This is a genomic window from Vannielia litorea (assembly GCF_900142295.1).
Classification (GTDB): Bacteria; Pseudomonadota; Alphaproteobacteria; order Rhodobacterales; family Rhodobacteraceae; genus Vannielia; species Vannielia litorea.
In genome coordinates this window covers 320,110-342,056 of sequence record NZ_FSRL01000001.1, presented here as the reverse complement: position 1 = coordinate 342,056, position 21,947 = coordinate 320,110, and the positions used below count along the sequence as shown (strand labels likewise).

General features: G+C 67.7%; 19 protein-coding genes. 4 read left to right on the top strand and 15 right to left on the bottom strand.

Translation table 11 applies throughout. The features are described from left to right. Nucleotides 1–3 precede the first annotated feature (3 nt). Nucleotides 4–990 (bottom strand): 2-hydroxyacid dehydrogenase, encoded by a 987-nt coding sequence (locus BUR94_RS01755; protein WP_074254551.1) that lies wholly within the window; start codon nucleotides 988–990, stop codon nucleotides 4–6. Nucleotides 991–1,093: 103 nt separating this feature from the next. Here BUR94_RS01755 and BUR94_RS01750 point away from each other — a divergent pair, with 103 nt between their 5' ends. Beyond that, complete coding sequence (locus BUR94_RS01750; RefSeq protein ID WP_084192875.1) at nucleotides 1,094–1,627, top strand: SH3 domain-containing protein; 534 nt, start codon at nucleotides 1,094–1,096, stop codon at nucleotides 1,625–1,627. 10 nt (nucleotides 1,628–1,637) lie between these two features. Here the strand turns inward: BUR94_RS01750 and BUR94_RS01745 are convergent, their stop codons facing one another. The 3 genes from BUR94_RS01745 to hisC all read right to left on the bottom strand — a co-directional run bounded on the left by BUR94_RS01745 (nucleotide 1,638) and on the right by hisC (nucleotide 4,554). Then, nucleotides 1,638–2,444 (bottom strand): extensin-like domain-containing protein, encoded by an 807-nt coding sequence (locus BUR94_RS01745; RefSeq protein WP_245794332.1) that lies wholly within the window; start codon nucleotides 2,442–2,444, stop codon nucleotides 1,638–1,640. 119 nt (nucleotides 2,445–2,563) lie between these two features. Beyond that, nucleotides 2,564–3,475, bottom strand: coding sequence for a prephenate/arogenate dehydrogenase family protein (locus BUR94_RS01740; RefSeq protein WP_074254549.1), 912 nt, complete (start codon nucleotides 3,473–3,475; stop codon nucleotides 2,564–2,566). Further along, nucleotides 3,472–4,554 (bottom strand): histidinol-phosphate transaminase, encoded by a 1,083-nt coding sequence (gene hisC / locus BUR94_RS01735; RefSeq protein WP_074254548.1) that lies wholly within the window; start codon nucleotides 4,552–4,554, stop codon nucleotides 3,472–3,474. Before hisC ends, BUR94_RS01740 begins: the two co-directional genes overlap by 4 nt. A 264-nt stretch (nucleotides 4,555–4,818) precedes the next feature. Here hisC and BUR94_RS01730 point away from each other — a divergent pair, with 264 nt between their 5' ends. Beyond that, nucleotides 4,819–6,240 carry a hypothetical protein gene (locus BUR94_RS01730; protein ID WP_074254547.1) on the top strand — a complete coding sequence of 474 codons (1,422 nt, stop codon included), beginning with the start codon at nucleotides 4,819–4,821 and terminating at the stop codon, nucleotides 6,238–6,240. Nucleotides 6,241–6,389: 149 nt separating this feature from the next. Here BUR94_RS01730 and BUR94_RS01725 read toward each other — a convergent pair whose 3' ends face one another. From BUR94_RS01725 to BUR94_RS01715, 3 genes are all read right to left on the bottom strand, one after another. Beyond that, entirely contained in the window at nucleotides 6,390–6,941 is a 552-nt protein-coding gene (locus tag BUR94_RS01725; RefSeq protein WP_074254546.1) for a TIGR00645 family protein, read from the bottom strand. A gap of 182 nt (nucleotides 6,942–7,123) precedes the next feature. Further along, nucleotides 7,124–8,539: a homospermidine synthase gene (locus BUR94_RS01720; protein WP_074254545.1), complete on the bottom strand. Its 1,416-nt coding sequence runs from the start codon at nucleotides 8,537–8,539 to the stop codon at nucleotides 7,124–7,126. Nucleotides 8,540–8,604: 65 nt separating this feature from the next. Further along, on the bottom strand, nucleotides 8,605–9,645 hold the full coding sequence (locus BUR94_RS01715) for an endonuclease/exonuclease/phosphatase family protein (RefSeq protein WP_074254544.1): 1,041 nt from the start codon (nucleotides 9,643–9,645) through the stop codon (nucleotides 8,605–8,607). 274 nt (nucleotides 9,646–9,919) lie between these two features. Between BUR94_RS01715 and BUR94_RS01710 the strand changes: the two genes are divergently transcribed. Continuing rightward, nucleotides 9,920–10,783 (top strand): DUF4394 domain-containing protein, encoded by an 864-nt coding sequence (locus tag BUR94_RS01710; RefSeq protein WP_074254543.1) that lies wholly within the window; start codon nucleotides 9,920–9,922, stop codon nucleotides 10,781–10,783. 131 nt (nucleotides 10,784–10,914) lie between these two features. Here the strand turns inward: BUR94_RS01710 and BUR94_RS01705 are convergent, their stop codons facing one another. From BUR94_RS01705 to BUR94_RS01690, 4 genes are all read right to left on the bottom strand, one after another. Further along, nucleotides 10,915–11,271 (bottom strand): hypothetical protein, encoded by a 357-nt coding sequence (locus tag BUR94_RS01705; protein ID WP_074254542.1) that lies wholly within the window; start codon nucleotides 11,269–11,271, stop codon nucleotides 10,915–10,917. A 179-nt stretch (nucleotides 11,272–11,450) separates the two neighbouring features. Further along, nucleotides 11,451–12,071 carry a 30S ribosomal protein S4 gene (rpsD, locus tag BUR94_RS01700; protein WP_074254541.1) on the bottom strand — a complete coding sequence of 207 codons (621 nt, stop codon included), beginning with the start codon at nucleotides 12,069–12,071 and terminating at the stop codon, nucleotides 11,451–11,453. Between the two features lie 180 nt (nucleotides 12,072–12,251). Then, entirely contained in the window at nucleotides 12,252–13,379 is a 1,128-nt protein-coding gene (locus tag BUR94_RS01695) for a Hint domain-containing protein (RefSeq protein WP_074254540.1), read from the bottom strand. Nucleotides 13,380–13,519: 140 nt separating this feature from the next. Continuing rightward, a complete protein-coding gene (locus BUR94_RS01690) occupies nucleotides 13,520–14,434 on the bottom strand; it encodes a lipid A-modifier LpxR family protein (protein WP_084192874.1) in 915 nt (304 codons plus the stop codon). 148 nt (nucleotides 14,435–14,582) lie between these two features. Between BUR94_RS01690 and BUR94_RS01685 the strand changes: the two genes are divergently transcribed. After that, nucleotides 14,583–15,689, top strand: coding sequence for a CaiB/BaiF CoA transferase family protein (locus tag BUR94_RS01685; RefSeq protein ID WP_074254538.1), 1,107 nt, complete (start codon nucleotides 14,583–14,585; stop codon nucleotides 15,687–15,689). Between the two features lie 121 nt (nucleotides 15,690–15,810). Here BUR94_RS01685 and BUR94_RS01680 read toward each other — a convergent pair whose 3' ends face one another. The 4 genes from BUR94_RS01680 to BUR94_RS01665 form a co-directional block, all read right to left on the bottom strand. Further along, a complete protein-coding gene (locus tag BUR94_RS01680) occupies nucleotides 15,811–17,178 on the bottom strand; it encodes an aspartate aminotransferase family protein (protein WP_074254537.1) in 1,368 nt (455 codons plus the stop codon). Nucleotides 17,179–17,262: 84 nt separating this feature from the next. Next, nucleotides 17,263–17,943, bottom strand: coding sequence for a hypothetical protein (locus tag BUR94_RS01675; protein ID WP_074254536.1), 681 nt, complete (start codon nucleotides 17,941–17,943; stop codon nucleotides 17,263–17,265). A gap of 118 nt (nucleotides 17,944–18,061) precedes the next feature. Beyond that, a complete protein-coding gene (locus tag BUR94_RS01670) occupies nucleotides 18,062–21,268 on the bottom strand; it encodes a chemotaxis protein CheB (RefSeq protein ID WP_074254535.1) in 3,207 nt (1,068 codons plus the stop codon). A gap of 120 nt (nucleotides 21,269–21,388) precedes the next feature. Beyond that, nucleotides 21,389–21,898, bottom strand: a complete 510-nt coding sequence (locus BUR94_RS01665; RefSeq protein WP_074254534.1) for an RrF2 family transcriptional regulator — start codon at nucleotides 21,896–21,898, stop codon at nucleotides 21,389–21,391. Between the last annotated feature and the right edge of the window lie 49 nt (nucleotides 21,899–21,947).

Sequence of the window (21,947 nt, the reverse complement as noted above, 5' to 3'; positions counted from 1 at the left end):
GTCTCAGAGCATCGACGGCACGACCTGGTCGGGCGGGCGGTGACCGTCGGCGAAGGTCTTGATGTTGATCAGAACCTTCTCGCCCATCTCCACCCGGCCCTCCAGGGTGGCCGAGCCCATGTGGGGCGTCAGCAGCACGTTGGGCAGTTCGTAGAGGCGCGGGTTGAGCTTTTGGGTCTTGTCGAACACGTCCAGCCCCGCGCCGGCGATCTCGCCGGCCCGCAACATGCGTGTCAGCGCGTTTTCGTCGATCACCTCTCCGCGCGAGGTATTCACCACCACCGCCGCGGGTTTCAGCAGCTTCAGCCGGCGGGCCGAGAGCAGGTGGAAGGTCGAGGGCGTGTGCGGACAGTTGACCGAGACCACGTCCATCCGGGTCAGCATCTGGTCGAGGCTCTCCCAATAGGTCGCGCCCAGCTCGTCTTCGACCTCCGGACGCAACCGGCGGCGGTTGTGGTAGTGGATCTGCATCCCGAAGGCCGCCGCGCGCCGCGCCACGGCCTGGCCGATCCGCCCCATGCCCAGAATACCCAGCCGACGCCCTGCGATGCGCCCGCCCAGGTTGCCGGTGGGCGACCAGCCCTCCCATTTGCCGGCCGCCATCAGGGCGGCGCCCTGCGGAATCTTGCGCGTGACACCGATGATGAGGGCCATGGTCATGTCGGCGGTATCCTCGGTCACCACGCCGGGCGTGTTGCTGACAAGGATGCCGCGCTGGCGGGCGGTCGACACGTCGATGTGGTCGAAGCCCGCGCCGTAGTTGGCGATGAGCTTCAGCCGGTCACCGGCCTGGCCGATCAGGCCGCCGTCGAGGGTGTCGGTGATCGTGGGCACCAGCACATCGGCGTCCTTCATCGCGGCCACCAGCTCCTCGCGGGTCATCGGCACGTCGTCCTCGCGCAGGCGCACGTTGAAGAGCTCGCTCATCCGCGTTTCGACCGCTTCGGGCAACCGTCGCGTTACGACAACACTCAGACGCTCTGCGCCCATCGCTCTCATCCTCCCGCTTCTCAAGGACCATGCTTGCGGTAGAGTGTGCGCAAGAAAAGGCGCGGGTTACAAGCGCCGGATGAGGCAAGCAGTGGTAAGATCCATGGGGCAGCAGGCAGGCGCAACAACTCGGGGGCGCCGGGTATTTCACAGAATTTACGGCGGTTTGCTTGGGCTCGTGCTGGCCACGGCGGTGCATGCGGCCGAAGAGCGCGGGCCGGTCACCAACATGCCCCTGCCCCGCTTCGTCTCGCTCAAGGCCGAGGAGGGCAACGTGCGGCGCGGGCCGTCGCTCAGCCATCGGATCGACTGGGTCTTCACTCGCCGCAACATGCCGCTCGAGGTGGTCGCCGAGTTCGGCCACTGGCGCAAGGTCCGCGACCGCGAGGGCGCGGGCGGATGGGTGCATTACTCGCTGCTCTCCGGCGTGCGTACCGCGCTCGTGGAGGAGGACATGGCCGCCTTCCGGATGAAGCCCGACGACGAGGCCCCGATCAACGCCCGCGCCGAGGCCGGCGTGGTGGCCCGCGTCGGCGAGTGCACCCCGGACTGGTGCTGGGTTTCGGCGGGAGGCCAACGTGGATGGGTCCGCAAGACCGCGCTCTGGGGCGTGAAGCCGGGCGAAATCCTGGAGTAAATTCCGAGCCTTAGCGGCAGTAGGAGCCGGAGCGGTACCGTGCGGTGTCGAAGTGGAAGTGATCGCGGTGGTAGGCGTTTGCATTCGGCCCGAGCACCGTGCCGAAGGGCCCGCAGGCGGCCTTGTGCATCACCTTCAGCGCCTGCGACCAGGACTTGGAGCCCCAGCCCTTGAGCACCGAAACATGGGTCCCGTCGCGCAGCGTGATCCCGGCGATATCCACCGCCCGGCCCTTCGCGTGCTCCGACAGCCGCCCGGACTTGCTGTTGTTGCGGTTGCGGCAGGCGTAATGTGCCACCACCCTGATCTGCTTCACGCCGCCGCCCCGGGAGCCGATGGCGGGCTTGAGCCCCTGCTCCACCCAGCGGTCCAGCGCCTTGGCGGTGCCGCAGTCCATCGTCGCGCTGCTCGAGAGGGCGACGCCCCGGACGGAGGTGACCTTGACCGGCTCGGACACGCCGCATCCGTTGCCCGGCCGACCGATGGTGCTGATCGCCTGCCCCTTGACCGAAGGGATGCCGCAGACCGAGCCCTTCGCGGCATAGACGACTTCGGTCACCGTTGCCTGCTCCTTCACGAGCCGGTCCATATGCGCCGGGCGGGGCTTGGCGTGGAGCGCGGCCCGGGCCAGCGGGCCACGGATGACGCGCACCACCGTATGCTGGTCGGTGGCCGCGGCCGGGCGGGCCCTGGGGCGGCGCGGCGACGGTTGGCCTGCGGGCACCTCCGCACGGGCCGGGCGCGGCTTGGGACGGGTCTCGGCAGGCTTCGCGGCATCCTCAGCCATGTCCAGCGGCGCGTTGCCTCGCGTGGACACGGTAGTTTTTCCTTCGGTTTCAACAGTTTCACCACCGCGCGGCATGGGGCGGAGCGAGTTGGCGGGTGCATCCGCAAGGGCGGGCGCGGCGGCGAGGAAGAGGGCAGCCGCGAGACGGATCATCGCTTGGGGCCCCGGCCGAAGTCTGGCGCGGCGGTGTCCTGACCGGCTTCGATGATGCCGCGGCGGATGGCGCGGGTGTGGGTGAAATAGTCGAAGAGCTGCTGGCCGTCGCCGGTGCGGATGGCGCGCTGGAGCGCGAAGAGCTCCTCGGTGAAGCGGCCGAGAATCTCCAGGGTGGCTTCCTTGTTGTTCAGAAAAACATCGCGCCACATGGTGGGATCGGAGGCGGCGATACGGGTGAAATCGCGGAAACCGGCGGCGGAGTACTTGATGACCTCGCTGTCGGTCACCCGGCGCAGGTCGTCTGCCACGCCGACCATCGTGTAGGCGATGAGGTGCGGGCAGTGGGAGGTGACGGCAAGCACGAGATCGTGGTGCTCGGCATCCATCTGATCGACGTTTGCCCCCATGCCCTCCCAAAGTTTGCGAAGCCTATCAGTGGCTTCGGGCGGCGTGCCCACGGTGGGCACAAGGATGTTCCAGCGGTTGTCGAAGAGCTCGGCAAAACCGGAGCGGGGGCCGGAATGCTCGGTGCCCGCCAGCGGGTGGCCGGGAATGAAGTGAACCTTTTCAGGCAGATGCGGGGCCACGGCCTCTATCACCGCCTTTTTGACCGAGCCGACATCGGTGACGGTGCAGCCCTCGGACAGATGCGGGGCGATCTCCTGCGCGACTGCGCCCATCGCGCCCACGGGGACGCAGAGCACGACCAGGTCGGCGCCCTGCACAGCCTCGGTCGCGGTTTCGGTGATGCGGTCGCAGAGGTTGATTTCTCTTGCGATTTCGCGGGTTTCCGAGGAGCGGGCGGTGCCGATGATCTCGCCGGCGAGGCCGCCGCGACGGATGGCGTGGGCCATGGAGGAGGCGATCAGGCCGAGGCCGATGAGGGCGACACGTTGGTAGATCATCGGGCGGATTTGAACTCCTCGAGCGCGGCGAGGACGGCGCGGCAGTTTTCCTCGGTGCCTATGGTGATGCGCAGGCAATCCGGGAGCCCGTAGCCGCCGACCTGGCGAACGATAAGCCCCTGATGTCCAAGGTGATTGAAGGCGGCCTCGGCCTCTTCGGCGCCAGCGAAGCGGGCGAGGATGAAGTTGGCGAAGGACGGATCGGAGGGGATGCCCAGCGCGGTGAGGCCGCGGGCGAGCAGCGCGCGGTTGCGGCTGTTCTCGGCGCGGGATTTCTCGGTGAATTCAACGTCTTCCAGCGCGGCCACGGCACCGGCGATCTGCATGTTGCTCAGGTTGAACGGGCCACGGATGCGGGTCAGCGTGTCGATGATCTCGCGGGGGCCGAACCCCCAGCCCACGCGCAGACCGCCGAGGCCGTAGATCTTGGAAAAGGTGCGTGTCATCAAGACGTTGTCACGGGTGGCGGCCAGCGATGCGCCGCCGTCGAAGCCCTCGACGAACTCGGCATAGGCGCCATCGAGCACCAGCAGGCAGCCCTCGGGGAGACCATCGGCAAGGCGGACCACCTCGTTGCCGCCGATCATGGTGCCGGTGGGGTTGTTGGGGTTGGCGAGAAAGACGATTTTCGTCTTTTCGTTGCAAGCACTCAGGATGGCGTCAGCATCTGCCACGCGGTCGCGTTCGGGGGCCACCACTGGCTCCGCGCCGGCGGCGCGGGCGACGATCGGATAGACCGAAAAGCCGTGCTCGGTATAGACGACCTCACCCCCCGGCCCGGCGTAGGCCTGGGCGGCGAGGTGGAGGATCTCGTCGCTTCCGACGCCGCAGATCACCTGGTCGGCGGGCAGATCGTGGGCCTTGGCGATGGCCTCCCGCAGGATCTGGTGGTCGGTTCCGGGGTAGCGGTGCAGCGACCCCAGCTCGGCGGCAATGGCCTCGGCCACGCGCGGCGAGCAGCCGAACGGGTTTTCGTTGGCGGACAATTTCAGAGGATTTTCAACACCTTGGAAGGTGCTCTTGCCGCTCTGGTAAAGAGCGATCTCCGAAATGCCGGGCTGGGGAATGGGTGCAGACATCACTTCCTCCGGTCGCAGCGTCATAGCAATCCGGCGGAAACATGCAAGGCGGGAATGGCTCGAGGCCGTTAACCGGAAAATCGGGGGATGCACACCCCATGCACAACCCATGCAGAATCCGTACATATGCGCTCAGCGCATGGCTGTTTCGGGCCCGATCCGTTACCCCACCGCGCGGTGCCCCTCCCCCTTCCCTCCCCCGCGCGGAGCCTCTAGGACTGAGCCTGCGGGAGGACAGGCCGCGATGAGACGATACCCCGACCGATGACCGAACCCGCCGCCCCCCCGGAGAGCCCGACCAAGCCACTGGCGATGCTGACCGGCGCTCTCCTCCTGGCCATCGTGGTGCTGGTGATGCTGCACGGCTTCGGGCTGGACGCCGGGACCGGCACGCTGGCGGCCCTGCTCTCGGTGGCGGTGCTCGCATTGCTGGCGCCGCAGGTGCGCCGGTCGCGCCACGTGTTTCTGGCGATCTCGGTGCTGCTCGCGGGCTATTGCCTGACGACCCTGCCCGCGCCGGGCGAGGTGCTCTGGCCGGCGCTGGACCGCACCAGCTTCATCATCGCCTTCTTCTGCGCACTGGCGAGCCTGCAGCATGTGGCCGGGCGCTCGCCCGCCATCGCCCGGGCCGCCGCCTTCCTGGCCAACCAGCCGCCGGGGCGGCGCTACCTGGCGCTCGGCTTCGGCACCCAGGTCTTTGCGCTGATGCTGAGCTACGGCGCGCTGTCGCTCCTGGGCACCATGGCGCGGCACTCGGCGGAGCGGGAGCCGGACCCGGCGGTGCGGGCGCTTCGGACGCGGCGGATGCTGCAGGGTGCACAATGCGGGTTCTCGGCCTCGCTCTGCTGGTCGCCGCTGGCCTTTGCAACGGTCATCACCACCGCCCTCGTGCCCGGCGCGGAGCTGGGCTCCGTCGTGCTCTACGGGCTCGGCTCGGCGCTCATCATCGTGATCGTGGGCTGGCTGGTGGACAGGCGGCTGAAGGGCACGCTGCCTGCGGGCACGGTGGTGCCGCAGCGAGACCAGGTGGCCGCGCATGACGTGAAATCGCTGCGCCCGCTGGGCTGGCTGCTGACCGCCGTGGCCTTGCCCGCGATCGTGGTCGATGTGCTCTGGGGCGTGCAGCCCTCGCGCACGGTGCTGGGGCTGGTGCCGCTGATCGCGGCGGTCTGGGTGCTGATCGAGACCGCCGCGGGCCGCAAGCTGGCGGAACTGGCGGCGCGGGGCCGGGCCTATGCCTTCTGCGACCTGCCCTCCTACCGCAGCGAGCTGGTGCTGCTGGCGACGGCGGGGTTTATCGGCACGGCGGCGGGTGCGCTGCTGGCCGGATGGCTGGCGGGCAGCGGGTTCGACCTGGGGGGCATTCCCGCGCGGGTGCTGCTGGTGCTGCCGATCCTGCTGGTGCCGCTGGCCGGGCAGATCGGGCTGAACCCGATCCTCTTTGTCTCGCTTTTTGCACAACTGCTGCCCAGCCCCGACGCGCTGGGGGTTTCGACCATCTCGGTGGTGCTGGCGCTGACCTCGGGCTGGACCCTGACCGCGCCGACCTCGCCCTTCACCGCCTCGGTGATGATCATCTCGCGGCTGGGCGGGGTGACACCCTGGGAGGTGGCGGTGAAGTGGAATGGCGTCTTCGTGGCGCTGGCCGCCGTGGCACTGGCGCTCTGGGTGCAGCTGGTGGCGTGAGCGTTCCACATGCGGACGGTCATCCTCGGGCTTGACCCGAGGATCCCTCGGCCGCCGGGAGATCCTCGGGTCAAGCCCGAGGATGACGGCTACAAGGGGTTCAGGGTTGGCTTCGAATGCGGGCCGGTTGGCGTGCAGCGCAGGTCGGTCTAGCCCTTCTTCGCGCGGGCGGTGAGCCAGTCCATCAGCGCCATGAGCACGCCGGAGGTGACGAAGGTGAGGTGGATGACGACCAGCCAGAAAAGCTCCTGCTCGCCATAGATCGCATCGGCCTCGTCGCGGCCGATCTCCATGAAGCGCTTGAGCAGGTGGATCGCCGAGATGGCGACGATGGAGCCGATCAACTTCATCTTCAGGCCGGAGAAATCGACCGTGCCCATCCAGGCGGGCCTGTCCTCGGGATCGCCGATGTCGAGCTTGCTGACGAAGTTCTCGTAGCCGGAGAAAAGGACGATGAGCAGGAGGTTTCCGGCCAGCGAGAGGTCGATCAGGGTGAGGACCACGAGGATCGACTTGTCGGCCGACATGGTGAGCACCTGCGGTGCGTAGTAGATCAACTCGCGCAGGAAGATGAAGGTGAGCATCGCCAGGCAGAGCGAGAGGCCGAGATACATCGGGGCCATGAGCCAGCGGGCATTGAAGAGGCCGCGCTCGATGCTGCGTTCGAGCGGGTGGGTCTCGTCGGGCTTGGGTTCGGGCATGGATGGCACTCGCGGTTGAGCCTGTTGCGCGGGGTTCTAGCCCTGCGGGCCGGGGGGGTGAAGGTGCAGGGTGTGGCGGGCCGGCGGGTGTTGCGCGCAGGACGCGTGCGATGAAGGAGAGATCCTCGCGGCAGGCCCGAGGATGACGTCTGATGGGTGGCGGTGATGCACCACCGCTGGCGTCAGGTGGCCAGCACGTTGCGGAAGGCCCAGGGCTCGTTCTCGTCGATGTCTTCGGGGAAGTGCTCCCAGCGGTCCTGAAGCGGGGTCCAGTCGGTGTAATGCGCCTCGACGGGGCCGAGGTAGGGGCGCTGGACCTCGAGGCAGCGGGCGTGGTCCATCTCGTCGGCCTCGACGATGCCGGCCTCCGGGTTTTCCAGCGCCCAGACCATGCCGGCGAGCACGGCGCTCGTCACCTGCAGGCCGGTGGCGTTCTGGTAGGGTGCCAGGTCGCGGGTTTCCTCGTTGGAGAGGCGCGAGCCGAACCAGAGCGCATTTTTCTCGTGGCCGTAGAGCAGCACGCCCAGCTCGTCGATGCCCTCGACGATCTCGTCTTCGGTGAGGATGTGGTGTCTGGTCTGCTGCTTGCCGGAGCCGAACATCTCGTGGAGCGAGAGCACCGCGTCGTCGGAGGGGTGGTAGGCGTAGTGGCAGGTCGGGCGATACTCAGGGTGCGCCCCCTGCCCCACGGTGTAATAGTCGGAGATCGAGATCGCCTCGTTGTGGGTGACGAGAAAGCCGAATTGCGGGCCGGGCGTGGGGCACCAGGTGTGGACGCGGGTGATCGCGCCGGGGCGGTCGAGCCAGATGGCGGCCTGGCAGCCGGTGTCGTGGGTATGGCCGTTCTCGGGGAACCAGGGCTCGTGGGTGCCCCAGCCCAGCTCGGCGGGCTGGAAGCCCTCGGCGATGAAGCCCTCGACCGACCAGGTGTTGACGAAAACGTTGCGCGGACGCGGGGTGCGGCGGGCCTGGGTGTCTCGCTCGGCGATGTGGACGCCCTGCACGCCGAGGCCTTGCATCAGTTTCGCCCAGCTTTCGCGGGAGGTGGGAGGCGTGGCATCGCGGCCAGTGTCGCGGGCCAGGGTCAGCAGGGCCTCCTTGACGAACCACGACACCATGCCGGGGTTGGCGCCGCAGCAGTTGACGGCCGTGGGGCCGCCGGGGTTTTTGGCCTTCTCGTCGCGCACCGCCTGGCGCAGGGCGTAGTTGGTGCGCGCGGCGTTGTCTGCCGTGTCGAAGTAGAAGCCGGCCCAGGGCTCGGCCACGGTGTCGATGTAGAGCACGCCCAGCTCGCGGCAGTGCTTGAGGATGTCGAGCGAGGAGGTATCGACCGAGAGGTTGACGCAGAAGCCCTTGCCCTCGGGAAAGAGGCCGGAGAGCACCTCGCGGTAGTTGTCTGGGGTCAGGGCGGTGTCGATGTAGCGCAACTTGTGCTGCTTGAGGAAGTTGTGCTGCCGGGCGTCGGGCTCGATCACCACGAACTTGTCGGCGTCATACTCGAAATGGCGCTCGATCAGCGGCCAGGTGCCCTTTCCGATGGAGCCGAAGCCGATCATCACGATGGGGCCTTCGATGCGGCCATAGACGGGGTAGGACATGGGGACCTCCGGGCAATTCGTGTTGCCCTGAACCTATGGGCGCGGCGCGGGGATGTCCAACCGGGTCAGGCGGTTGCCGCACCCGGCGCGGGCTTCCACTTGAAGGTCGTCCGCAGCACGCCGTGGTCGGTGGTGCCGCTGTCCTTGTGGTCGTCGAAGTTGAGGTGATCGTTCTCCACCGTCATCTCGTCGAAGGCCCAGAGGCGGCGCTTGGAGTTGTCGTAGAACTGCTCGGAAAACAGGATGTGGTCGAGGCTCTCGCGCTGGCCCTTGTAGACATGGGTGTAATAGACATCGCGCACGGAGCGGTACTCCTGCAGGGTCTGGGCGGTGTAGAGCGCGTTGTCACCGCCGCCGGTGGAGAGCGGCGAGAGGTAGGTGGGCTGTTCGCTCATGATGTTGAGCGTGTTGCTCTCCTTGCCGTCATTCATGTCGCCGATCACCACCACCGGGGTCGTGGTGCCCTTGGTCAGGCGGGTGACGAGCACCCGCAGGGCGGCGGCCTCGGCGGTGCGGCGGATGGTGGAGATGGCATAGCCCAGCGCGGTCACATGGGGGCCGTGCACCTCGCGCCGATACCAGCCGCGCTCGCGCCAGACCTCGGTGGGGCGGCGCGACTTGAAGTGGCAGACGAAGATCTCGATCTCGGGCGTGTCCTCGGTGACGCGGACGCGAAAATTGAGCACCGGGCGGGAGAAGCTCGACAGCTGCACCGCGATATCGGCCTGCTGGGGGTCGTCACCGCCGCTGCGCAGCACCATTTCGGGCGGAAAATCGGTGATCCACTGCGGGTCGCCCACGAGGATGTCGCTCCGCACCGCTGCCGCGCAAACGATCTTGCGGCCGTTATGGCCGGGCGGGGTGAGCGCCCTGTGGGTGCCGACGAGACCGGCGGAGGCGAGGAGCTGATCGAGCGCGGCGGGCGCCCAGAGCTCCTGGAAGCCGATCACCTCGGCGGCAATGCGTTGCAGGGTGCGGCCGCTCCATTCGATCTTGCGGGCATAGACCTCGGGGCTCCAGCCGTCGGTATCGCCATAGATTGCCTCGCCCGGGAGCTGGAGGTTCAGCAGGTTCATGCTGGAAAAGGAAATGTCACGCCGGGCCATGGGGGTGCTCCTTGCCGGGACCTCTGCACAAGGGTGGCGCGAAACCCGTGACAAGGGAATGACCCCGTGCCGCGCGGCGGGCAGAAGGCTGCGCTTTTCACGCGGGGCTCACGGAGGGCGAGGCCGAAGCGTTCCGGGCCACGGGGCGGGCGGCGCGGCGGTAACAAGACCGTGAGCCGCGCAGCCGGGGTGAAACTCCGGCGCCCTGCCTTTCGTGCCCTCTGCCACAAGCCCGGCAATGGCGCCGGTGCCACTTGCCCAGAGAGGACCTTTGATGACCCGCTCCACACTCCGCACGACCCTTGCCGCCTCTGCCCTCGGCCTTGCCGCCGCACCGCTTCTGGCCGACGGCCACGCCGGCCAGATGGGCTATGCCCTTGCCAATGACGGCGCAACGCTGGTCGTCATGGCCGATATCGCCACGCCCGGCGAGGTGCAGACCTTCGACCTCGCGCAGCCGCTGCGCGCCATCGCCTACCGCCCGGTCACCGGCGACCTGCTGGGCTTTGCCGACGGCATGATCGTGACCGTCAACCCGGCGAGCGGCGAAGTGACCGACCTCGGCGCGGCCTTCGACGACAACGCCATGATCGGGGCCGATGCCTATGTGGCCTTCGACTTCAACAACGCGATCGACGCGGTGCGGGCCGTGGGCTCGGACGGGGCCAACCTCGTGTACTTCCCCGAGGGCTTTGGCGACAACGACCCGAAGGCCAACAGCGTGAAGCGCTTCACCGATGCGGCCTATGCCGAGGGTGACGCCAATGCCGGCGCCACGCCGATGATCTTTGCCAATGCCTACACCAACGCGATCTCCGGCGCGAAGGCGAGCGGCACGGCGCAGTTTGCCCTCGACGCGGCGACCGACTCGCTGGTGACGCTGGCCAACAACGACGGCACGCTGGCCACCGTGGGCAAGGTGACGGTGGACGGCGAGGCCGTGGACCTGAGCGCCTGGGGCGGGTTCGACATCGTCTCCCCCGAAGAGGGCACCGACATGGCCTATGCCGTGCTTCAGATGGAAGGCGCCGAAAGCGCCGGGCTCTACGCCATCGACCTGTCGAGCGGTGCCGCGACCATGCTGGCCGACCTCGGCATGGGCGGTTTCTCGGGCTTCGCCGTCAGCCCCGGCATGTGATCTCCCCGGCAATCGAGCAGGAAGGGCCGTCCGTTTGGGCGGCCCTTTTTCTCTGTGCGGTTCGGCGGTGGTGGGTACGGGAACGGGTGGCGTGATAGTGCCTGGATGCCAGCGACGACGACCGCGACCAGTCAGAACCAGTTAACCGCGAAGGCCAGGGCGAAGATCACCGTGGTGATGGGGCCCCAGAGCCTGCGTTCTGCAGGTGATGGCGTGATCCAGTTCAGGACCGTCATCACCCCGTTCATCGCAACGGCGGCCCATCCGGTCCACGATGGCCAGGCGGGCCAGCGACCGTCGGCGGAGAGGATTGCGAGCGCCATTGCGATCAGGAGGGCGATGGAAACCGCAGCGACGATGCGACCGGACCGAGGCAAGGGGCCTTCAACCTGCCCGCCTTGCGTGATCCTGCCCCATGGGGCACCGAGGATCAGCGCGATCTGGAAACCGATCACGCCGAGGATCAGTGCGCAGTAGATATTCGCCATTCTTTACTCGCTCTCGCTGCAACGGCGGATTCAAGGCTTCCTGGCGCATCCGCAAAGAAGACCTTTCTGGCCCAACCGAATGGTGCTTCCCGCTCTTGTCACTAGCGCAATAAACGCCCGCAACGAAAAGGGCCGCACCCTGCGGTGCGGCCCATCTGTCCCTCGAATGAGGCGCCCTATTAGTTCTGGGCGTAGAATTCGATGACGAGGTTGGGCTCCATCTGCACCGCGTAGGGCACGTCGGAGAGGCCCGGGGTGCGGATGAAGGTGGCCTTCATCTTGGAGTGGTCGGCCTCGATGTACTCGGGCACGTCACGCTCGGCGAGGCCGACGGCCTCGAGCACAACGGCGAGCTGCTTGGACTTGTCGCGGACCTCGATCACGTCGCCCTCTTTCACCCGGTAGGAGGGGATGTTGACGCGCTGGCCGTTCACGGTGACGTGGCCGTGGTTCACGAACTGGCGGGCCGCGAAGATGGTGGCGACGAACTTGGCGCGGTAGACCACGGCATCGAGGCGGCGCTCGAGCAGGCCGATGAGGTTTTCACCGGTGTCACCCTTCACGCGGGCGGCTTCGGCGAAGATGCGCTTGAACTGCTTTTCGGTCAGGTCGCCGTAGTAGCCCTTCAGCTTCTGCTTGGCGCGGAGCTGGAGGCCGAAGTCGGAGAGCTTGCCCTTGCGGCGCTGGCCGTGCTGGCCGGGGCCGTATTCGCGGCGGTTGACCGGGGACTTGGGGCGGCCCCAGATGTTCTCGCCCATGCGGCGGTCGATCTTGTACTTGGCAGAGGTGCGTTTGGTCACCGTCTGATCTCCTTCGATATGTGGCGCCCTGGGCGGGCGCGATGGAAGGGCGTTGTCCTTTGCCTTGCGGCCGACAGGGCATCCCCTTGCGGGGGCCACCAACACCAAAATGAACACCGGGGCGCGAACCCCGGTGGATGGCGGGCTTATACAGCCGCGCGGGGGGGAGTCAACAGGGGCTCAGGCGGCCAGTCCGGCGTCGTGCCGCAGGATCGCCGCCTCGGCCTCGGAGAGCATCCGCCGGGCCGGGGCGCCGTAGTCGTCGGGGCGCTTCTTCAGCCAGGGGAGCCCGTCGAGCAGGCGGGCGCGGTCGGCGGCGTCCAGCGTGGCGAAATCGGCCTCGGCGGGGTGGAAGCTCTCGGTCTCGACGCCGTTGGCGAAGAGCACCTGGTGGCGGTCCATCAGGACATGGACATAGGTCGCCTCGGTGAGCCGGTGATCGGTGGAGATGCCGCGCAGGCCGGCGAGGTCGCGGGCGCGGACCAGCACCTCGGGGGTGTTGTAGAGCGCGCGCGCCGCCGGGCCGCGGATCACCATGCGGTGGTTGGGCGAAACCAGCAGGTCGCCGTCGGGAATGTCGGGCCCCAGCACGCCCGCGCGGATGCGCATGGGGCGCAGGTGGGGCATGGCAAAGAGGCGCGCGCCGGTCATCCGGCGCTGCCCGGCCCAGATGACCGGCTGGGCACCGTCATCCTTGGTCTGCACCATGTCGCCCTCGGCCAGCTCCTCGACGGGCTTGAACCCCTCGGGCGTGGCGATGCGGGTGCCGGCCACGAAGCAGATCACCCCGCCCTGGGGCGTTTCGCCGGGGAGCGGCAGGGCCTCGGCGGCCTGGCTCACCTGGCTGATCCAGAGGTCGGCACCCTCGGGCGGCACGCCACCCGCGAACATCAGGAGGCCGGAGGCGCCGGGCACCGTCTCGATCCAGCTTGCCATCCAGGCCTGCTGGCCATCGGTCACGGTAAAGCTGGCATGGGCCAGAAGGGCCTCGCCCTCGGCCACCTGGGCGATCGCCTCGGCGCGGGCTAGCGTGCGGCGGGCGTCCTCGCCCCGCGAGAGCGCCGCGAGGGCCCCGCCATTGCCGGAGATCATCCGCCGCACCTTGCGTGCCGCACGTCTGTGAAGGTCTGCCACGCCCTCGGCGCTGCCGAGCGAGAGCACATCACCGGGTCCGTCGACCCGCGTGAGCGTTCCGCTCCAGCGCCATGTCGCCCCGGGATGCAGGCTTTGCACCGGCGCGCCGGTGTGCCCATCTGTTTCCGTCTGCGACCAGGGGATGACAAACGTGCCGAGAAAGCCCGTTTTCATGCCTGTATGCCTGCCGATTTTCTTTTTTATTGGTGATTCGTTAACACGGTCGGAAGCGGCTCACCAAGCAGAAAATGCAGCGGAGTCAGGGACGTGGCCGGGCGGTCACGTCAGGGCGTTGGTGCAGGCGGCGCGGTCGCCTAGAAGAACAGGCGGAGTTGCAGCGCGCCGACGAGCTGGCCCTCGGGCTGGGTCTCGAACTCTTCGGAGAGATAGGTCAGGCCGTAGAACAGCCCGGCGCTCTCGCCCTGCCAGTTCACCCCGGCGCGGATGCGGCTGCGGGTGTCGGTCAGCTCGATGCCGTCTTCCTCGGGGAGATACTCGGAGGAATACACGCGGGCGATATCGCCGCCGATGAGAAAGGAGAAGCCCTGGTCGGCGTTGGAGCGGATCACCTGATAGCGGTGGCCGGTGGTGCTGTCGCGCGCCATCATCGCGCCCTGCCCGTAGCTGCCGAAGGTCAGGTCCGCGCCGATGCGGGCAAAGCTCTCGACCCCGGCCTGAAGCTCCAGAAAGGGTCGCAGGCGGGCCGGGCCCACCGCGAACTCGCGCGAAAGCTCGCCGGAGAGGCTGAGGTAGGTGTTGTCCTCGATCTGGTCGTCGAGCACCGTGCTTTCGGCAAGGCCGAAGCTCTCGTGGATCGAGTTCTGCAGCTCGCCCAGCCCGTTCTGGGGGCCGGTGAAGGTGATGTCGGCGCCGAGCCGCAGATCGGCCGCGCCCATGCGGGAGTAGCTGTGCACGCCGAAGGTGAGCGCGCCGGCGAAGCGGCGGTCATCGGCGGCGGGGGCGGTGAGGCTCTGGGGCGCGATCAGCTCGGAGCGCAGGCGGAACTCGAGCAGCTGGCCGAAATCATCGGGCGCCGCGCCGGTCCAGTCGGGGCCGTAGGCGATGGAGATGGTGTAGGCGCCGGTGCGCCAGCGGTCGTAGCCATCGCCCAGCACGTCGTTGGTGAAGATCCGTCCCCAGCCCAGAAGCGCACGTTCGGCCGCCTGCGCGGGCGCGGCGAGGCCGGTGAGGGCTGCGAGAAAGGCGAGCATGCGGGCGGTGGATTTCATCTGGGCATACCGATCTGGGAGCTTTTGGATGTCAATACGCGCAACCCCGGCGTGTCAGAAGGGGGGCGGCACCAGCTGCGCCGGAAACGCAGTGTTTCCGCAACAGCCGGAGGGCGCTAGGGTGGCGCGAATTGGCAAGGGAGGCGTGATGAAACCGCTGGAAGGGCTGAAGGTGATCGAGATGGCGCGGATCCTCGCGGGGCCGTGGATCGGCCAGGCGCTGGCCGACCTGGGCGCTGAGGTGATCAAGCTGGAGAGCCCGGAGGGAGACGACACCCGCAAGTGGGGGCCGCCCTTCATCGAGCGCGAGGGCGACGTGAGCGCGGCCTATTACTACTCGGCCAACCGGGGCAAGGTGAGCGAGGTGGTCGACTTCCGCCAGCCGGAGGGGCAGGCGCGGGTGCGCGAGCTGACGGCGGGCGCCGATATCCTGATCGAGAACTTCAAGGTGGGCGGACTGGCGAAATACGGGCTGGACTACGCGAGCCTGGCGGAGGTGAACCCGGCGCTGATCTACTGCTCTGTCACCGGCTTCGGGCAGGACGGGCCCTATGCGAAGAGGGCGGGCTACGACTACCTGTTGCAGGGGATGAGCGGGCTGATGGACATCACCGGCGACCCCGAGGGGCAGCCGACGCGGTTTGGCGTGGCGGTGACGGATATCGTGACCGGGCTCTACTCGACCATCGGCATCCTGGCGGCGGTGGAGCAGCGGCACCGGACCGGCCGGGGGCAGCACATCGACATGAGCCTGCTGGATTGCGCGGTGGCGATGCTGGCGAACCAGGGGATGAACTACCTGGCCACCGGCGTGCCGCCGGAGCGCACCGGCTCCTGGCATCGCAACCTCGGGCCCTATCAGGTGGTGCCGGTGAAGGACGGGCATATCATCATCGCGGTGGGCAATGACGGGCAGTTCCGGCGGTTCTGCGGGGTGCTGGGGCTCGAGGGGCTGGCGGACGATCCGCGCTTTGCCACCAATCCGGGCCGGGTGACGCACCGCGAGGCGCTGACGCCGCTGATCGAGGCGGCGACGGCGAGCTGGGACAAGTTGGCGCTGCTGGCCGCCTTCGAGGCGGCCACCGTGCCCGCCGGGCCGATCAACGACGTGGGCGAGGCCCTGGCCGACCCGCAGGTGGTGGCGCGGGGCATGCAGATCGCGCCCGAGGGCGTGCCGGGGCTGCGCGGGCCGTGGAAGTTTTCGGACGCGGAACTGGCCCTGGAGCGGACGGCGCCGGTGCTGCCCAAGGGGTGAGTGGGTGAGCCGTCATCCTCGGGCTTGACCCGAGGATCTCCTGTGTGGCGAGAGATCCTCGGGTCAAGCCCGAGGATGACGGGGGATTAGGGCGGCAACTGGTCCGCGTCGGTTGGGCCGCTCAACCGTGCGCGGCACTCACGTCCTTCAGGGCCTTCTCGACGCCCGCGATTATCTCGGCCACGCCCTCGTCGTCAATGATGAGCGGCGGGCAGAAGGCGATGGTGTCGCCCAGGTTGCGGGCGATGACGCCATGGCGCATCAGCGCGACGTTCATCGCGGTGCCCAGCGCGCCGACGGCCATCTCGTCCTTCGCCCTGCCCGGGTCCATCTCGAGGGCGGCGATGAGGCCGATGCCGCGCATCTCGCCCACCAGCTCGAACTCATCGGCGAGCGCCTTGAGGCCCGCGCGCAGGGGCTCGCCCTGCCTGGCGGCGTTGGCGACCAGACCGCGCTCCTCGATGATGGCGATGTTCTCCAGCGCCACGGCGGCGCCCACCGGGTGGCCGGCGCCGGTCACGCCATGGCCCAGGGTGCCGATGCGGCCCGATTCGTCCTGGATCGGGGCGTAGGCGCGCTCATTCAGGAGCACGGCGGAGAGCGGGAAGTAGGACGACGTGATCTGCTTGGAGGTCACCAGGATATCGGGCTTGATGTCGAAGGTCTGGCTGCCCCAGAGGTTGCCGGTGCGCCCGAAGCCGCAGATCACCTCGTCGGCGACCAGCAGGATGTCGTACTTGGCCAGAACCGCCTGGATCTTCTGCCAGTAGCCCTTGGGCGGCACCACCACGCCCCCTGCCCCCATGACCGGCTCGCCGATGAAGGCGGCGACGGTATCGGGGCCCTCGGCCTGGATCATCGCGTCGAGATCGGCGGCGCAGCGGCTGGCGAACTCTTCCTCGCTCTCGCCGTCCCGGCCCTCCTTCCAGTAGTGCGGGCAGGTGGTGTGCAGGATGCCGTTGATCGGCAGGTCGAAGCTGCGGTGGTTGTAGGGCAGCCCCGTCAGCGAGGCCGAAGCCACGGTAACGCCATGATAGCCACGGAAGCGGGAGATGATCTTTTTCTTCTCCGGCTTGCCCAGGGCGTTGGAGCGGTACCAGAGGAACTTGACCACCGTGTCATTGGCCTCGGAGCCGGAGTTGGTGAAATAGGCCTTGCTCATCGGCACCGGGGCGATGCTGACCAGCTTCTCCGCAAGGTCGATGGCGGGGCCGTGGGAGCGGTGCGCGAAGGTCTGGTAATAGGGCAGCTTCTGCATCTGCTCGGTGGCGGCCTTCACCAGGCGCTCCTCGCCGAAGCCCACGCCGACCGACCAGAGGCCGGAGAGCGCCTCGACGTAGCGCTTGCCGGTGTTGTCCCAGACATGGATGCCGGCGCCCCGCTCGATCACCGTGGGGCCGACCTCCTGGTGCAGCTCGGCGTTGGTGTAGCTGTGCAGGTGGTAGGCGATGTCGCGGGCTTCGGGCGAATTGGGGGCGTGCTTGTTCATGGCGGGGCCTTTCATGCAGTCTTTCGGCCCAGCATCCACAGGCGCTGGCGGATGTCACCCCCGGAAACGACGCCCTGCCCTGCGCTAGCGCACCGCGATCGGGCCCGGCAGCCGAAAACCCTGCAGCGCCGAGGCGCCGCGATCGGGCTCCGGCAGGGTTGCGCCGGTCTCAGGCGCGGGAGAGCGCGCGATGTAGCGGGTCAGGAGGCCGACGTAGAACTCGAGATCGTGCTTCTTGGCCTGGAGGGTGCCGAGTCGCGCCGAGACCCGCTCGGCCGCGAGGTCGGGCGCGGCGCTGGCGGGCAGGTCGAGGCGGAGCATGTCGAGGCAGGGCAGCAGCAGGTCGAGCAGCGCGGTGGCCGCGACGTAGTGCAACGCATTCTCGGCGGCCTGCTCGGTGCGGTGCCGGGGCAGCAGCATGGCCTGCACCGACCCGAAGGCGCGCTGGAACCGGACCCAGACCTTCTGGATGCCGTCGAAGGCCGCCTGCGCCGCCACCCGGATGCCCGCGAGCGACAGGTGGGCGATGGCGACATGGGCCTGGCTGTCGGCCAGCAGGCCACGGTCGTGCGATGTGGGCAAGAGCGGCTGAAGCTGTTCCAGAAACTCCGCCGTGAAGGCCTGCCCGAGCGGCTGGGGCACGGTGAAGCTGGTCCTGGTGCGGGTGGCGCCGAGGTTGAACTCCACCCGTTCGACGAACCACTGGTTCGTGGTGGTGTCACGGAACAGAGAGATCGCAATTTGACTCGAATTTTCGCCGTCCATGGCTCTGCCACCGATCCACATTGCACATCCCCCGCCGCTCGAACCTTCGAACGCGCCGAGTATCGGCGCAAAACGGTTACCGGAAGGTTAACGCGCGGCGGCGGCGGGTAAGGTCCGGTCAGCCATTCTCGAGGAGCCGAAGGGTGCCGAAGACGTGGCTGATCCGGCCTTCGTCGTTGCGGTACGGGCGGCCGGTGCTGCGGTAGGGGGCAAAGCTGCCGTCCGGCATGCGGATCTCGCCCTCGAAATCATAGGGGTCGCCGTGGGTCATGGCGGCATCGAGAAGCACACGCACCTTCGCGGCGCTCTCGGGCGACAGACGTTCGAGCGCCGCCTCGATGCTGGGCGGCACCGAGGGGTCGATGCCGAACAGGCTGTAGAGCTTGGGGTTCCAGTAGTTCACCCCGTGGATCACATCGTAGGAGTACAGGCCGATGCCCTCGTCGGTGCTGACCTCGTTGTAGAGGCGCAGCAGCATGCTCTCGGTCTGCATGAGCGAGTAGTTGCGGATCACCCCCACCACGGCGGCCGGCGTGTTGAGCCGGTCGGCGATGACGGTGCCGGAGCTTTCGACCACGATCAGCTGCCCGTCGGCACGGTTGAGCCGCGCCGTGAAGTGGAAGCTGTCGCACTCCTCCAGGGCCTTGTCGAGCCGGGCACGCACGGCCTCCCGGTCGTCGGGGTGATAGAATTCGAGCGCACGGTCCATCGTGACCGGGCCATGATCGGCGGGCAGGCCGTGTATCGCGTAGGTTTCCTCCGACCATTTCAGCTCGTACTCCGGAAGCTGGACCTGCCAGGTGCCGATCTTGCCGAAGCGCCGGAGGGCGTCGTTGAGCGAGGTCTCGAGAGAGCTTTCAAGCTGGGTGACCATCACCACCAGGCCGATCAGCTCGTCGCTGCCGTTGACCAGCGGCGCGATGGTGAGCAGAAACCGCCGCATACCGACGCCGAACTGGCGCGACACGAACTTTCGGCTGAGCAGCGCCTCGGAGCACAGATCGACGATCGGCGGGTAACCCTCGGGCAGATGGCACTGGGAGATATGGCCCATCGACTGGCCGCGGATGCGCAGATGAAACTCCGTGATAGCACGGCGGGAGGCATGGCGGATCAGCAGGCCCTGGTCGAGCATCAGCATGGTCGTCGGCAGCCCGTCGACGATGCCGTTCAGCTCGGCGGTGGTGCGCTGCAACTCGGTGGAATTGACGATCAGCTCCTCGTTGACCGTGATCAGCTCCTCGTTGGTCGATTGCAGCTCCTCGTTGGAGGTCTCCAGCTCCTCGTTGGTGCTTTGCAGCTCCTCGTTCGAGCTTTGCAGCTCTTCGTTCAGCGATTGCAGCTCCTCGTTGGAGGTTTGCAGCTGCTCCATCGTCACGTTCAGCGCCTCGCGGGTGCGGCTCAGCTCGGTTTCGATGTAGGTCAGGTAATCGGTGCGCTCCTCGTCCCGGGCCTCCGGGGTGGCGCGCAGTTCTGTCTCGATGGCGAGCAGCACATAGCGGTCGCCCTGGCCCTGCGGCTGGATCGGATAGGCCACCAGCCGGGCGTGGTTGAAGTCGCGCCCGTCGATCCGGTGCCACTGGCCGACCCGCATCTTCATGTTCTTCAGCGCCACCAGCACCAGGGTCGTGCTCTCGTTGGCCAGCGGGGTCTTGAGCAGGCGCAGGTTGAAGCCCTTGAACATCGCGTCGGTGATCTGGCTGAAGGGCGCGAGATCGCCGTAGACCTTGAGCACCGCGCTCTCGTGGTTCACCAGTACCGCGTTCTCGGCCAAGGCGCCGACCAGCGCGTGAAAATGGCCCCAGTCGTTGACGTTGTCGGGGGTGGGCGGCTTCTGCCGGGTCAGCAGCCGGCGGCTGGCGCGGATCGCATGGTTGGAGCCGAAGTTGGCCATGTCGAGCGTCGGCGTGGCGCGCTTGCCGTAGATCTTGGCCACCGGATCGCAGGACACGAAGTGGCTCTCCATCGCGCCGGTGGTCTCGGAGGTGCCGAGAAACAGCAGCCCGTCGGGCGCCAGGGCATATTGCACCCGTGACAGCACCCGGTCCTGCAGGTTGGTGTCGAAGTAGATCAGCACGTTGCGGATGCTGACCAGGTCGATCGACATGAAGGGCGCATCCTGGAAGATGTTGTGCCGGGTGAACATGACGCAGTTGCGCAGGCTCTGGCGAACCAGCAGCCGGTCGCCCGAGATGTCGAAGTATTTCTCCAGCAGGTCGGGCGGAATGTCATCGGCCGCGCTGCGCGGGTAGGAGCCCTTGCGCCCGACGGCGAGAGCATGCTCGTCGATGTCGGTGGCAAAGACCTGCAGGGTCTCCTTGCCCAGCGCCTCCAGGCCGCCGGCGGCCTCGGCATAGAGCGCGGCGATGGAATAGGCCTCCTCGCCGGTGGCGCAGCCGACGACCCAGATGCGCATCGTGGCGCCGGGCTTGGCCAGGATCCGGTCGCGGATCACGTCGGACAGCACGGTAAACTGCTCGCGGTCGCGGAAGAACCTTGTGACCGAGATCAGCAGGTCCTTGTAGAGCGCCTCGACCTCCTCCTGGCTGCGGCGCAGAAAGTCGATGTACTCGGCCTGGGTGCCGATGCCCTTGGCCACCATGCGGCGGTGAACGCGGCGGTTGATCGTGCTTTCCTTGTACTGCCGGAAATCGACCATGGTGTGGGCCAGGAGGATCTGGAACAGGTCGGCGTTCTTGGTTGCCTCCTCGCCCATCCTCCTCAGCTCCTCCAGGTCGCCCGGCTGGTTCAGGATCTGGGCCAGGTGCTTGCCGAGCTGCTGGGGCGTCAGCACGAGATCGACGCAGCCGGTGCGCACCGCCTGCACGGGCATCGAATCGTACTTGGCCGAGGCGGGCTCCTGCGCCAGCGTGATCCCGCCCGCCTCGCGAATCGCCTGCACGCCATAGCTGCCGTCGCTGCCCGTGCCCGAGAGCACCACCCCCATGCAGCGCGGCCCGAGCCCCTCGGCCAACGCCTTGAACAGGCGGTCGGCGGAAGGCTTGGGCGTGGCTGGGTGGCCCGCCGGGGTGAGCACCTCGAGCCGGCCCTCGTGCAGGCCCACGTCGCTGCCCGGAGGCGGGATGTAAATGGTGTCGGCCCTGGGCTCGACCGGCTCCCGGATCTCGCGCACCTCGAGCGCCGTCTCCCGCGAGAGCAGCTTGACCAGCATGCTCTCGTGGCTTGGCGACATGTGCTGGGCCAGCACATAGGCACAGTTCAGGCCCTTGGGCAGGTTCTGAAGAAAGAGAGACATCGCCTCGAGCCCGCCCGCGGAGGCGGCGATTCCAACGACGACCGGCGGTTTCTCGGCTGTTCTGGCCATCGTTACCCTGAGTTACCCTGAGCTTGCCCTGGTGACTTTTTACAGGCCCCGCGATCCTGCGCCAGCCTGTTTTCTAGCAATGGTTGTGAAAGGTGGCCATGTCCTGAGGGCCAAGGACGGTCACCTGACGCGCGGGCCCGCCGATCTGCCGGGCGTCGCCTGCGCCCGGGCACAGACCTTGGGGACGGGGTCCGCCGCGTTTTGCGCAAAGAGCGACTCGAGCCCGCTGTTGTCCGCCACCAGGTCGGCGAGGGAAACCTCGTCGAGCGCGGCATAGAAGGCCTCGACCGCGGCCGCCAGGGCCGGACGCATGCGACAACAGGGGGTGAGCGGGCAGGTGTTGCCCCCCTCGGAGAAACATTCGTTGAAGGGCAATTGCGCCTCGAAGTGGCGAAACACCTCGCCCACGCGCAGGGCTTCGGGGCGCGCGGCCAGCTCCACCCCGCCGGACCGGCCGCGGGTGGCGACGACGTAGCCCAGCCGGTGCAGCACCGGCACCACCTGCATCAGGTGGTTCACGGAGACGTTGCAAGCCAGGGCGATGTCGATCGACCGGTGCAGGCGCCCGCGCCGCGTGGCGCAGAACATCAGAACGCGCATGGCGAGATCGGTTCGGGTCGTCAGGCGCATCGGGGCCTCTTTTGCTGCATCTGCGGCAAAGCTTCTAACGCCGCAGCGC